Source organism: Planktothrix tepida PCC 9214 (assembly GCF_900009145.1).
GTDB lineage: Bacteria > Cyanobacteriota > Cyanobacteriia > Cyanobacteriales > Microcoleaceae > Planktothrix > Planktothrix tepida.
Genome location: NZ_LN889813.1, coordinates 174,630 through 188,190, shown reverse-complemented (window position 1 = coordinate 188,190; position 13,561 = coordinate 174,630). Strand labels below are relative to the sequence as shown.

At 36.5% G+C, this 13,561-nt stretch carries 12 protein-coding genes; 8 read left to right on the top strand and 4 right to left on the bottom strand.

Going from position 1 to position 13,561, the window contains the following annotated elements; all coding sequences use genetic code 11:
- Positions 1-616: 616 nt before the first annotated feature.
- Both PL9214_RS23540 and PL9214_RS23535 read right to left on the bottom strand, forming a co-directional pair.
- Positions 617-1,174, bottom strand: a complete 558-nt coding sequence (locus PL9214_RS23540; protein WP_072721474.1) for a tetratricopeptide repeat protein — start codon at positions 1,172-1,174, stop codon at positions 617-619.
- 210 nt (positions 1,175-1,384) lie between these two features.
- Positions 1,385-1,918, bottom strand: coding sequence for a transposase (locus tag PL9214_RS23535; protein ID WP_083580161.1), 534 nt, complete (start codon positions 1,916-1,918; stop codon positions 1,385-1,387).
- 257 nt (positions 1,919-2,175) lie between these two features.
- Here PL9214_RS23535 and PL9214_RS23530 point away from each other — a divergent pair, with 257 nt between their 5' ends.
- The 8 genes from PL9214_RS23530 (at position 2,176) to PL9214_RS23495 (ending at position 11,199) form a co-directional block, all read left to right on the top strand.
- The gene (locus PL9214_RS23530) at positions 2,176-2,730 is read left to right on the top strand and encodes a hypothetical protein (RefSeq protein ID WP_072721471.1); all 555 of its coding nucleotides are present in this window, start codon (positions 2,176-2,178) and stop codon (positions 2,728-2,730) included.
- A gap of 180 nt (positions 2,731-2,910) precedes the next feature.
- A complete protein-coding gene (locus PL9214_RS23525; protein WP_072721470.1) occupies positions 2,911-4,335 on the top strand; it encodes an MBOAT family O-acyltransferase in 1,425 nt (474 codons plus the stop codon).
- A gap of 6 nt (positions 4,336-4,341) precedes the next feature.
- Positions 4,342-5,442, top strand: a complete 1,101-nt coding sequence (locus tag PL9214_RS23520; protein WP_072721468.1) for an SGNH/GDSL hydrolase family protein — start codon at positions 4,342-4,344, stop codon at positions 5,440-5,442.
- A 51-nt stretch (positions 5,443-5,493) separates the two neighbouring features.
- The gene (locus tag PL9214_RS23515) at positions 5,494-6,978 is read left to right on the top strand and encodes a TldD/PmbA family protein (protein WP_072721466.1); all 1,485 of its coding nucleotides are present in this window, start codon (positions 5,494-5,496) and stop codon (positions 6,976-6,978) included.
- 120 nt (positions 6,979-7,098) lie between these two features.
- Positions 7,099-8,985, top strand: coding sequence for a class I SAM-dependent methyltransferase (locus tag PL9214_RS23510; protein WP_072721464.1), 1,887 nt, complete (start codon positions 7,099-7,101; stop codon positions 8,983-8,985).
- 205 nt (positions 8,986-9,190) lie between these two features.
- The gene (locus PL9214_RS23505; RefSeq protein WP_245824346.1) at positions 9,191-9,409 is read left to right on the top strand and encodes a hypothetical protein; all 219 of its coding nucleotides are present in this window, start codon (positions 9,191-9,193) and stop codon (positions 9,407-9,409) included.
- A gap of 27 nt (positions 9,410-9,436) precedes the next feature.
- A complete protein-coding gene (menH, locus tag PL9214_RS23500) occupies positions 9,437-10,246 on the top strand; it encodes a 2-succinyl-6-hydroxy-2,4-cyclohexadiene-1-carboxylate synthase (protein ID WP_072721460.1) in 810 nt (269 codons plus the stop codon).
- The gene (locus PL9214_RS23495; RefSeq protein ID WP_072721458.1) at positions 10,243-11,199 is read left to right on the top strand and encodes an o-succinylbenzoate synthase; all 957 of its coding nucleotides are present in this window, start codon (positions 10,243-10,245) and stop codon (positions 11,197-11,199) included. Before menH ends, PL9214_RS23495 begins: the two co-directional genes overlap by 4 nt.
- A 71-nt stretch (positions 11,200-11,270) precedes the next feature.
- Here PL9214_RS23495 and PL9214_RS23490 read toward each other — a convergent pair whose 3' ends face one another.
- Positions 11,271-12,155: a diguanylate cyclase domain-containing protein gene (locus PL9214_RS23490; RefSeq protein WP_083580159.1), complete on the bottom strand. Its 885-nt coding sequence runs from the start codon at positions 12,153-12,155 to the stop codon at positions 11,271-11,273.
- Positions 12,156-12,293: 138 nt separating this feature from the next.
- A complete protein-coding gene (locus PL9214_RS23485) occupies positions 12,294-13,541 on the bottom strand; it encodes a bifunctional sterol desaturase/short chain dehydrogenase (protein WP_072721455.1) in 1,248 nt (415 codons plus the stop codon).
- Between the last annotated feature and the right edge of the window lie 20 nt (positions 13,542-13,561).

Sequence of the window (13,561 nt, the reverse complement as noted above, 5' to 3'; positions counted from 1 at the left end):
CCAGCGAAGTTTCTCAACAAATAGCGAGTGCTGAAATTAATCCTCCCTCAAATTTAGAGATTTTACTGAATAAATCANTGTCCCCCTGTCCCCCCGTCCCCTCATCCAGGGGTAGTTCACAAGCTTTTCGTTGTAGGAGTGTCAAAGCTTGTTAAGATGTCAGATGTCGCAGCGTCAGCGTTGAGTGTGATTGTCACCGTAACGTTTAAGCTGAGGATTGACAAATTTTAGGTGTGGGACTGTCTAAAAGAGTGAGTATCATGCGTTTATCTCCTGTCTTAGTTGCGGTTTTTGCTGCTTCAGCTACGTTTGGATTATCAAACTCTGCAAATGGTCAAACCGCTTACCCAGACTCAGAAAGTTCGTCTAATTCCCTAGGAACTCTTGAGCCCGAATCTCCGGGTTTAATTCCATCGGAAACTCATGATCAATCTTTAGCGGTTAATCAAATTCCCCCCTCAACTCCGATTTATCCTTTTGAAGACATTGTTTTACATAAAACGAAATTGCTAAATCCAGATTTGGCTTTTTCTTTGGGTCAATCGATTGGAAAAAATATTTCTCCGTCTTGGGTTCATTCTTCATTCTCCACAAATTCAGCTACTTTTAATCCATCTCAACCTCTGAGTGATACTTCTTTAGCATTACCATCAAATTCCTCAGAATTAGATTCTTTATCAGAACGTCCGATTGCTGATTCTAAAGAGACAACAATTATTCTTAATAAACAGAAAGGAACAGAGGATTTAGTAAAGATCCCTCCTTTTTCTTCAGAAGTTTCCCCTGAAATAAAAAATCCTGAAATTAATCCTCCCTCAAATTTAGAGATTTTACTGAATAAATCGNCTCTGATGAGTTGAGGTGCAAGTTCAATTGTTTTTTGATAACTTTTAATGGCTGATTCAATTAAACTTTTATTTTGATAAACCACTCCTAAATTATAGTAAGCTTCAGCATAATTAGGCTTTTGTAAAATTGCTTGTTGATAGCAGTGAATAGCTTGTGATAAATTTTGCTGTTGTTCAAAAATAATCCCTAAATTATAATAAACTTCAGGCCACTGAGGACAAATTTGAAGTGCTTGCTGATAATAGGAAATAGCTTCGTTCAGTTCTCCTTGACTTTGTGATAACAAAGCTTTTTCAACGAGATCTCTTTCTCCAGAATTTTTCATTGCGATGAAATAGCCAAACTATTGAGAGAAGATACAAACCCTTTTATCCTCAACAACGAGAACAGCATCTTGACACTCCCACCCCTACGCTACGCGCTTAGGGAGCGGGCAAGGTTCGAGTGTCACCACTCTCCCCTCCCCTAAGAACCGTACATGATGGTTATCCCAATCATACGGCTCAAGCCTTGCTTCAAGCCTTGGACTTGGATTTTAGGATTGATATTTAGCTAAATTCAAGGCAGTGAGACTAGCATTAAAATGGTTTGCAAGCCGTTGGGGATGAGGAGATTGACAATCAGATAAACCCGTAAATTGTTTAGCATCACGGAAAATAAACTCGATTTGGAAGCGCGCCTGATAATACTCAAATATCTGTTCAGCATTCAGATGAATATCAGTGCTAAATAATAAAGCAATTTTTGTTTTTTTAGAGCGGGTATCTCTGAGATAAACTAAACGAATTGGGCATTTTAAACAACAACTCCAGACCACTTGTGTATAGAGAAAAATTTGCGGTTCAATCTGATTAACAAAAGTGAGACGACTTAAATCATTTAAATCAACTTTGCCATCATATTTTCGAGGAGCACCGCGTTTCTTTTGTTCACCTGTATAGAGATAACGTAAATTAGCATCTGTTCTAAGTTTCCCAATCAATTGCAAATTCAAATCCTGAACAGATTCCCAAAATTTAGAACGATAGTAATAGCCATCAGCAACGAGATAACGAACGGAATCTGGCAAGAAGTCGCGAGTATTCTTTAAATGTTGAATATAATCATCAATCCTTGTCAATTATGGCTTTTGGCTAGTGGATGATGAAGTTTTATGCCGATATTTTAGAGTCTTTTTTGTTTTAAATTTATGAGATTCAGTGGTTGGAGGTGATTCAGGATGTTTTGGGGTTTGTTGAACAGTTAACGTATTGAAGCTCGAAGTTTCGATCCAACAATTGAAACGATGAACCGAATTCAAGAAGCAATTGTTTGGGGTGTGGAGTAATGTCTTATATTGCTATTTTGAAAGAGATGATTAAAGAAACTGCTACAGTATCATTAGAAAATCACTATAATAAAAAGAAAGTTATACTCAAAGAACCTCCACCTGCAAATTATTCGGTCACAATTCATGGAATGCCAAATGATGATGAGGTTATTATTATCAAGGCGGATTATTTTAACCAAAACCATGAATTTTTTCAAGGAAATAAGGGTGAATGTAAGCGTGCAGATTTTGTCATTATTGCTAATACTGAAACCCAAAAGGTTATTGTCTGTATTGAGATGAAAGCAGGAAAAGGGGGACTGGAAGAAGAAATTATCCAACAGCTTAAAGGAGCGCAGTGTTTTGTTGCTTATTGTCGGGAAATAGGTCAGTTATTTTGGAATAATCCAAATTTCCTTAAAGGTTATGAGTATCGTTTTATTAGTATTAAGAATATTAGTGTTTCTAAGAAACTATCACGGACTAAAACAGCTATTCATGATCGTCCAGAGCGAATGTTAAAAATTAGCTCCCCTGATTACCTTGAATTTAATCGCTTGATTTCAAAATAGGATACTGAAATGCTCCTCAAAGTTTTAAAAAGATGATAACTTGGGTGGTTTAGGGTTTGCTTCGGTGATAGGATGCTGTGTAGATGGGTTTTTGCTAAAATTGTTAATTCGAGGTTTCTTTTCAAGTTTTTTTCATTTATATTATAAGATTGATCTTTATCTAGCATCCTAATTTTTTCCATGTTATTTCCAACTTATTCATTTTTAATCTTTTTTATTATTGTTTTTAGTTTAGGGATTTCCTTAAAAAAACAAGTTGGTTTATATAAAGCTTTTTTATTAGTAGCAAACTTAATTTTTTACTCTTTTTGGGGATTGAATTTCTTGGTTTTGCTGTTAATCAGTATTGGAATTAACTATGGAATACTTTTAGGGTTAAGATCTCGCTCTACGGCTGCTAAATCCTGGTTAATAGCAGGAATAGTTTTTAATATATTGTATTTAGGAACCTTTAAATATTATAATTTTTTTGTTGATAGTTTCTTAGAGATATTCTCTTTTTTACCCTTTGCTTCAACCTTTCAACCCTTAGAAATTTTAGTTCCTGTTGGGGTTTCTTTCTATACGTTTAGAATAATTTCTCACCTTGTTGATTGCTATCATCAAACCCTGGCTTTTCCCCGGTGGATTGATTATGCAATTTATATTAGTTATTTTCCGCAAATTGCTTCTGGCCCCATTGCACGAGCTAAGGAATTTTATAAACAACTTAATTCTTCTCAAAAATATGATTATAAAATAGAAGAAGTAATTGTATTAATTCTATCAGGACTCTTTAAAAAGTATACCTTATCGAGTTTTTTGTTTAACTTTACGCAACTTCCTTTTTCTGACCCAGGTTCCTATTCTTGCGGTGATTTAATTTTAGCAGCCGTCTCCTATTCCTGTTTAATTTATGTCGATTTTAGTGGTTATTCCGATTTATCGAATGCAATTTCTAGTGTATTTGGGTTCCGTCCTATCGAAAATTTTAACTGTCCCTATCGTTCCTTTAGTTTACAAGAATTTTGGCATCGATGGCATATTAGTTTATCAGAATGGTTGAGAGATTATCTCTATATTCCTTTGGGGGGAAACCGACATGGAAAACAACGAAAATATCTCAATTTATTCTTAACGATGCTGCTGGGAGGATTTTGGCATGGTGCGGGGTTAAACTTTATAGTTTGGGGAGGATTACATGGTTTAGGATTAGGCCTTAATCATTACTTTAAAGAAGAAATAACTCCCCGTTTGACTCTTCAACCTTCTGCAAAGGTATCCTCAATAATTCCCCTGTTAAATTGGGGGTTAACCTTTGGGTTTGTCACCTTGAGTTGGATTTTCTTCCAATCTCCTAATCTGGAAACAGCCTTAAATTTTATCCAAGGGATTTGGATCTCAGATGTTCAGATAGTTCAATTTAATGTTTGGCAGCTTTATCTGGTTATTTTTATTATTTTAGTTTTAATTAATTTCTATGGAAAAGCCATTACCTCAGTTTTGATTCGCTTATTTTCTTTAAAAAATATCTTTTTTAGGATTGTTTTAACCTCTGGATTTGTGTATTCTATTCTTATGCTCGGCCCTAATAGTGTTCCTCCCTTTATCTATTTTAATTTTTAACCCCCAATGAAAGATCGAGAATTCTTACTGCTGGTTTGTTTAGTCAGTTTGACTTTGATTTTTTCTAATTTTTCCTTATTTCTTAAAAGTATTGCATCCAGTTCCTTTCTACAACCTCCCCTTAAACAAGCTGCACAACAGTTAAAATTAGAGGGATTTCGTCAAACCGAACAAGCATTTTGGAACCAAATTAAAGACGTTAATTTAGATCAACTTTCTCCCCCAACTGAAATCGCAACCTTGAACAGTGGAGAGCTTTCTCCCCAACCAAAACCCTTGACGACTCCAAATCCTCAACCGACCCAAAAACCGATTTCCTCTGCCGCTAAAAAATCCGTTTCTCTTCCTCCCAAACCTAAACCTCCAGTGGAAAAACCCTATACCCGCTTTTTATTTGTGGGTGATTCGATTATGTTTGATTTAGGAGTCAAGCTTCAATATAATCTTCGCAAAACCTATAAAATTAATAATACAAAATTAGATTATAAAGTTTCCAGTGGGCTGAATCGAATCGATTATTATAATTGGTATAATCGCACAACAACCTTGCTCAAAAGTTATAAACCCGATGTGATTGTTGTTTTATTTGGGGGAAATGATGGTCAAGATATTATCGACAAAAATGGACGTTATTACCCCTTATTTACACCCGGATGGGAGAAAACTTATCAAGAACGAGTTGAACGCTATGCTAAATTACTCTCCACCTCTTCGGTGAGAAAAGTGTATTGGGTGGGTCAACCCATGTCAAGACGACCTCGTTATAATCGGATCTTTAGTGTGTTGAATAAAATCTATGGAACTGTCAGCCAAGCTTACCCCAAAATTGAATATATTTCAACCTGGGGAACCTTTGCATCGGGAGGAAAATATGCTGCCCTTGTTGCCGATAAATCGGGTAAACGCCGATCTGTTAAAATCAATGATGGGGTTCATTTTACCTCTCATGGTGCTAATATTATTAGTGAGGTTGTCTTAGAGCAAATGAAAAAAGATAAAATTGTTACCATTAAATCAAAACCTGCTAAATCTGCTTCACCCCAGCCTAAATTAACGCCTTCCTCCGTTTCTAAATCTCCTACCCAAAAATCTGCTCAGATGCCCTAAAATGGGCTTCAAAAACCCTTACAATAACCTCCCCTATCTAATTCATCAAATATGGTAAACGCCCCTACACGACCCATGACTTGCGATTTAGCCACCCTGGCGATTGATTGGATTCACCAAGCGGGATGTGAATATGGAGATATTCGTTTTTGTACTTATCGAAATCAAAGCCTTCATGCTAATGATCGTTCCTTAAGTCACCTGACAGATCATCAGAAATCCGGTTTTGGAGTTCGAGTTCTTCTGAATGGATCTTGGGGATTTGCGGCGAGTTATCGTCAAACTCCAGAAGAACTGATTCGAGTGATTAATTTAGCCATTGAAATTGCGAAAGGGAGCCGTTTATGTCAACAAAATCCTGTGCGTTTAGTTCCCGTACAAGCTTATCAAGATAGTTATATTACACCGATTACCATTGATCCCTTTTCTATTCCCATCACAGAAAAAGCCGACTTATTATTAACAATTAATGACCGCTTACTTCAGTATGAAGAACAGGGGATTAGAAAAGCTAGTTCCCATCTGCAATTTAACCAAGAAAACAAACTATTTGCTTCTACAGAAGGGTCATTGATTGAACAAACAATTTATCGTAGTTATAGTGGATATCGTTGTACGGCGGTGGCGAATGGAGATGCTCAAAGTCGTAGTTATGAACGTCCTCCTTTAAATTTAGGTTATGAACATATTGATCAAACGGATTTATTGAGTCAAATTGAACGAGTCGCCGAGGAAGCCATTGAAAAAGTTTATGCTCCTAAAGGGCCGTCAGGCATTCAAACGACATTAATTTTAAAGCCAACTAATCTTTATTTAACCATTCATGAATCCGTTGGTCATCCCACAGAATTAGACCGAGTTTATGGCTATGAATCTAATTTTGCTGGAACCAGTTTTGCCACAACAGATCAATTAGGAACCTTACAATATGGAGCACCTTGGATTAACTTTAAATGCGATCGCACCCAACCTGCTGGACGCAGCACCATTGGCTATGATGATGAAGGGGTTCCTTCTCAAGAATGGTATGTAGTAAAAGATGGAATTTTAGTGGATTATTTAACCGACCGAGAAACCGCTTATCGTTTAGGACGTTCGAGTAGTAATGGGTGTGCTTTTGCCGATAGTTGGTCAAGTTTACCTATGGTGAGAATTCCTAATTTAGGATTAGAACCAGGGCCAGAAGGAGGAAGCCATACCGCTACATTATCAGCGATGATTGCTGATACAAAAGAGGGGATTTTAATTGATGGAATTGGGAGTTTTTCAATTGATCAACAACGGCGCAATTTTCAATTTGGTGGAGATGGGTTTTGGCAGATTAAAAATGGCAAAATTATCGGAATGTTAAAAGATGTTACTTACCATGCCATGACAACAGATTTTTGGAATCAAGTAGATGCTATCGGCCCTGCTTCTGAATGGCAACAATGTGGTACTAATATGTGTGGAAAAGGCGAACCCTTACAAATTGCTCAAATGACTCATGCTTGTGTTCCCGTGCGGGTACAAAATATTAATATTGGAGGGAGATAATCTCAGGATAAAAAGTAAAATCAATATTTTTCTTTTGACTTTTACCTAATTCAGAAAATACAGCAATTCACTGATAGAATAGATAAAAGTAACCCAGTTCAACAATTTACACCCAAGACAATGAACCCATCTAATCCACAAGATACTATACTAATTTCCCCCTCCACCAATCTCTATGCCCCGCTCATGAGTGAATTATATCAACAGGCAATTCAATATCAAGAAAGTGGACAATTTCCAGAAGCGATCGCGTGTTATCAACAACTGATTAATATTGAACCTCAATCCCTCTTAGCTTATCAAAGAATTGGCTACTATTCCCTCAAGCTTGAACAATTTGAACAAGCTGCTACCGCCTATCAAAAAGTTATTGAATTAAATCCTAATGAATTTTGGGCTTATAATAATTTAGGAGAAGCATTCATTAAATTACAACGCTGGGAAGAAGCCATTCCTGTCTATGAAAAAGCCTGTCAATTAGATCCAAATTGCTTTTGGGTTTATAATAGTTTAGGAGAATGTTTAGCCCAGACTCAACAATGGGAAAAAGCCGTTCCTATCTATCAAAAAGCGAGGGAATTAGATCCGAACTATTGGGGAGTTTATCAAAAATTAGGAGAACTATTAACGACATTAGAAAGATGGGAAGAAGTTATTCCTATTTATCGCCGTTCCCTGGAATTGAAACCGGACTTTTTTTGGTCATATATTGGCTTAAGTAAAGCATTAATTCAATTAGAGCGATGGGAAGAAGCCATTCCAGTGTGTCAACAAGCGATTTCCATTGATCCGAATTTCTTTTGGTCTTATATTAATTTAGGAGATGCTTTATCTCAGTTAAAACGATGGCAAGAAGCGGTTAATGTTTATACCACAGCCAATCAAATTAAATCCGATTTCTTTTGGTCTTATAAAAATTTAGGAGATGGGTTAATTCAATTACAACGATGGCAAGAGGCAATTCAGACTTATCAACAAGCTTTAGAATTGAATTCAACGGAAGCTTCTTGTTATTATAACTTAGGTTTAGCTTATCTTAATTTAGAACAGAAAAAAGATGCAATTACTTGTTTTGAAACGGTGTTAAAACTGCAACCCAATAATATATCAGCGCAAGAAAAATTAAATGAACTGCTCGGAATTCCAGCAATTAATTCTTCCAACGCCTCATCAAACCTACTAGAACCTATTGACTGGTTAAAGTATTACCCCAAATCGGGACAAAATCCCTCTTATGCGTTGCCTAAATCCCTTTCTTTGGGTAAAAATCCTCAAACCGGAAAATGGCAATTTCCTGTTCCTCCTCAAGAAATTATGTTAGTTTTTGCAGAAAATGAGGAGTATTATCTTAACTCTGGAAAAACTCAGGTTCAGGTGATGTTAAGTGTATTGCGAGAGTGTGGATATTTTCTCAAAACAGGAAGCCGAATTTTAGATTTTGGGTGTGCATCGGGACGTATTCTTCGGCAGTTAGCAGATTTATCCGAGATTTGTGAAATCTGGGGAACAGATATTAACGCTGATTGTATTACTTGGTGTCAACAAAATATGAGTCCCCCCTTTCATTTTTTTGTCGGGACAACAATGCCCCATTTACCCTTTGAAGATCGCTATTTTGATTTAATTTATGCAGGTTCTGTCTTTACCCATATTGATGATTTAGCTGATGCTTGGTTGTTGGAACTCCGACGCATTTTAAAACCCGGAGGACTGGCTTTTATTACACTGCAAGAACGCTTTATTTTTGAAAAAATTAAGGACTTTCCAGAACAATGGCTTTCTAATAATAATGTCTGGCCCGAAGAACAGAAACAGGCTTGCATTCAAAATTATTTTGAATATATTAATCAAGATTTTGGGATGTTTACCTTGGGACGAGATACCCGCTCACTGGTTTTCTATGATTTAGATTATTTTCAAGCTAAATGGAAACCCTTTTTCCAAGTTTTAGCGGTTAAACAAGAAGCTTATTATTGGCAAACTGGAGTCTTATTAAAGCGGTTGTAATATTTATTTTATTTCTAAATCTTAAAAAATTTTGAGAGGAGGTGAGAAAAACGATTAACTTGCCTTTTTAAATCAGCCTTGCTTATGACCTATCGACAGGAGAGCCAAACCCACTTCAGCCTACGGTCTGGCTTCGCCTTGGTACGTCTGTGTTCTTTCATTTTTAACCAAAGTTTAGTACAATAATCAGTAAAGCTACTTAAGTGTGGCTGAATCTAAATTGAGCGAAACCACAATGCAGTATTATTTCACCGCATTTATCGTTATTTTCTTTATCGCCTGTTATGGTTACAGCTATTTTATTGTTAAACTTGCTAAAGAAAAAGGCGAAGAATTTCTATTTTTTGGGATGCTCTTAGGGTTATTTGGATTTATGGCCTTTTGTGCGGCTTCTGTTCCCGTCTTACATTGGATGCTTGATTAATCCCCTGATAGAATTTTTTTAAATCCTATGCCGTTTATAATGTTAAAAAATTATCAATTTTATTATACCCTAAACGGTGATATTAATCAACCTGTTATTTTATTTTTACATGGATTTTTGGGAAATAGTCAGGATTTTAACGCTCGAATTTTTCCTCTTTTCTCTCAGTTTTGCTGTTTAACGATTGACCTCCCAGGACATGGCAAAACCCAAGTTTTAGGAGAGGATAGTTATTATACAATGCCACAAACAGCAACGGCGTTAATAGAAGTGTTAAACCATCTGAAGATTTTCCAATGTTATTTAATGGGATATTCTATGGGGGGAAGATTAGGATTATATTTAACGCTACATTTTCCTCAATATTTCCAAAAAGTTATATTAGAATCCACATCTCCCGGACTGAAAACTGAATCAGAACGATTACAACGGTTTATTTGTGATCTTCAAAAAGTCGAACAACTGCAAACCTTAGATTTCACAACCTTTTTAGAGCAGTGGTATGATCAACCTTTGTTTAAAAGCTTAAAAAATCATCCTAAATTTAAACAAGTTTTTACCCAGCGCTTAAACAATAATCCTCTGGAATTATCAAAATCTCTGCGTTATTTAGGAACAGGAAATCAACCTTCACTCTGGGAAAAATTGCCACCAAATAAAATTCCTTTATTGCTGTTAGTTGGAGAATTTGATCATAAATTTAAACAAATTAATCAAGAAATGAACATATTATCTCCCGTTTCCCAGTTGCAAATTGTCTCTCATTGTGGTCATAATATTTTAATCGAAAATTCTCAAGCGTGGATCAATGCCATTATTAAATTTTTATCCGAATGAACTATCAATTTCAATTTCAACCCTATCAACGTCCGTTTAAAATCCCTCTAAAAACGGCTCACGGAATGTGGAAAATGCGAGAAGGCATTATTTTAAATTTAACGGATAAGCAGGGTAATATCGGATGGGGAGAAATTGCTCCGTTAAGTTGGTTTGGGTCGGAAACAATGGAAGATGCACTTATATTTTGTCAACAACTTCCAAGTCGCATTTCAATCGAAACAATTTTCACCATTCCCGACCATCTACCCGCTTGTCAGTTTGGGTTTGAATCGGCATTCACAGAGTTAAATCCTAACAGCTTTCTTGATATTAATAAACTTCACTATAGCGAATTATTACCCGCCGGAGAAACCGTATTAACAACTTGGAAAACTCTATTTCAGCAAGGAGCTAAAACTTTTAAATGGAAAATAGGCGTTGATGATATAACTGAAGAAATCAATATTTTCCAAAAGTTAATTCATAGTATAACAACAACTTTAAGCCCCACTCAAGCTCAAAAAATCCATCTCAGGTTAGATGCCAATGAGGGTTTAACCTTTGAGCAAGCAAAAAAATGGTTAGAACATTGTGATTTAATCAATGCAAATCAAGGGTTAATTGAAATCGAATTTTTAGAACAACCCTTATCGATTGATCAATTAGATTTAATGTTAGAATTATGCGATCGCTATAGTACCCTCCTCGCCTTAGATGAATCCGTTGCTAATTTACAACAATTAAACTCTTGCTATCAACAAGGATGGCTAGATATTTTTGTCATTAAGCCTGCTATTTTCGGTTCTCCCAAAAAACTCAAGAACTTTTGCCAAAATCATGAAATTGATGCTGTTTTTTCGTCAGTTTTTGAAACCAATATTGGTCAAAAATCCGCTTTAAAAATAGCCTCTGAACTTTTATTCTATAATCGTGCGGTTGGATTTGGAATTAATCACTGGTTCACTGGTTAAATTATATATAAAGAAAGACCCGATCAATAGAGATTATAAGTTTTCTATTAAGAGTCAATCCTCAACATTCCTCACAGATAAACACAATGTTCTCCTGTCGTTTTGGCTTTTTGTAAAGCTTGGTTTGCGCGTTCAATACAGGCGCGATAATGTTCATTGGGTTGTGCTGCTGTAAATCCAATATACATCGAACATTGAGGAGGAGTGCTGGGAAGTGTTTCTGGGTCGGTTAAGAAATGATTTAAAATGCGACTGAGTGCTAGTTTGGTTCCGGGTAATTCTGAAAAGATCGCTAATAAAAATTCTTGATCTCCCCAATGAACAGCCCAATCACTTTCTCGTAAAAGCTGTTGAAATTTCTGAATTAGAGCCGTTACTTCCGGGGGTTGAGGGGTTAAAGGATCTGAATTTTCAAGTAAATCAATCCCTTCAATCTTTACTAAGGCAATACATAAAGGTAAATGATGACGGGATGCGATACCCAAACATTGACGAAGATGGCTTTCTGCGGTTTCTTGTTCCAGAATAATTTGAAAAAATTCTTCTTGTCGAGAGCTAATTATAGTCTCAAGCTCTACAATTCTCTGCTCACTTTTTTGAAGGTTATATTCAATGGCTTTAAACAAGTTTTTAAGTTCATAATAAGGACTAGAATTACAGTTTAAAATCTCTCCTGTTTCACAATAGGAATTTAAAGCTGTTGTTGCCTTAATAATAGACTGTTCAACTTGGCTTATTTTATGATTTAATAAAATAAATCCAGCAATTGTACTAAAAAAAACAACGGCAAAAATTTCTTTTCCCAAGGGAAATTGAGGATGTAAAATTAAATAAAGTGTCGAACCGAGTAGGGGAAGATTAACCGCTAAGATGCCGATGGAAAAAAGTCTACTTTTAGAGGAGTTTTTTTCTCCCCAAATATTGACCTTCTGGAATAGTCTCAAACTCTTATTCATTGGAGTGTAGATGGAAAGATTTGAAATTAGACAGGCAGAATTAACCCTGAAAAATTAGGAGGAGTGAGAAAACAATTCTCCTAATTTTGACCATCAACCTCTCGCCCCCCAGTACCAACTCCTGAACTCTCTAGGCTTCTAATTGCGCTTGAGAGCAGTAGTGGTTATATCAGCAGATTTACGACTGAACACTTTGAAATAAGTAGACACCCAGAATTCTTTAATGGGAAAGGCAAGAAATGTCAGGGGATTGATAGTTACAATTATATCGCGGACATCGGCTTGGGCAAGTTTAAGAATTTGTTGAGCCACCCAGTCAGGAGACAGGACACCAATGGGGTTTAAATTGCTCTTAAATGGCCCTAAAATCAATTTACGAATGACGCAGGGTGCATCTAAACGACGGAGAGTGATTAAATCCCCTAACGTCCGCTTGCTGAGTTCGTAAAGGGGACTTAAGGCTGGCCCCACTTCGGCTTCGGAGGTATTGACCCAAACTTCTTTTTTGGCGATATCGGCGTTGGTGCGAACGGTACTCAGAAATAATTCTAACAGTCGCCAACAGGAAAATGTATTGACTTCATAGGATTGAGAGATTGCCTCTTCTGTTCTAAGACCCTGAACATTAATCCCGTGATTTAAAATTAAAATATCAACCTTTTGCAATAACTCAGCTAATTGTTGTTCTTGTCCGACTTTCCAAGTGACGGTTTTGATGGGAATTGTTTCTCCTTCAACCGTTAAGCTTAGGGTTTGTTCACTGGAAGTCAACGCCAAAATTTTGGCACCTTTTAAGTGTAAATGAAAGAGGAGTGCTTGTCCGAGAGTTCCTGATGCTCCGGTGACTGCAACGGTTTTTCCTTTTAATGAAAGTGCCGTTCCCATGATTTTATCTAATACCGTAAAGGTTCCACAAAAATAAGCGTTTTGATTATCAAAATGATGCCGCCAATGGTAAGTTCGATTCACCATCCAAGGTGCAGGTGGACTGGAAAATTCACCCGGAAGATGGGTTAAATCGGTGAGTTTATCCGCATTTGGAATTCCCATTCCTCTAGCAATAGCAGATAATAAAAAACCGAAGGTATAAATACAACCCAGAAGGGCAAATCCTTGTTGTTCAGGGCTGTAAATATGGGCGATCGCTAATAAAATTAACGTAAAGCTTAACATAACACCAGCTTCAGGAACGTCATTATACCAATGAGCTTGGCGATAAATATCTTCACTAACTGGGGTTAAATCGGGACGGAATACCCGATGATGCCAATTATGCAAACGATATAACGGTGTAAAAACATGAGCCAGGGTATGGTAAATATCTCGTACCAGTTCCGCACCTAAGATAGAACCTAGTCCCCAAGCAATATTTTCCATCCAAACCATTACTATATCCAATCGCACAC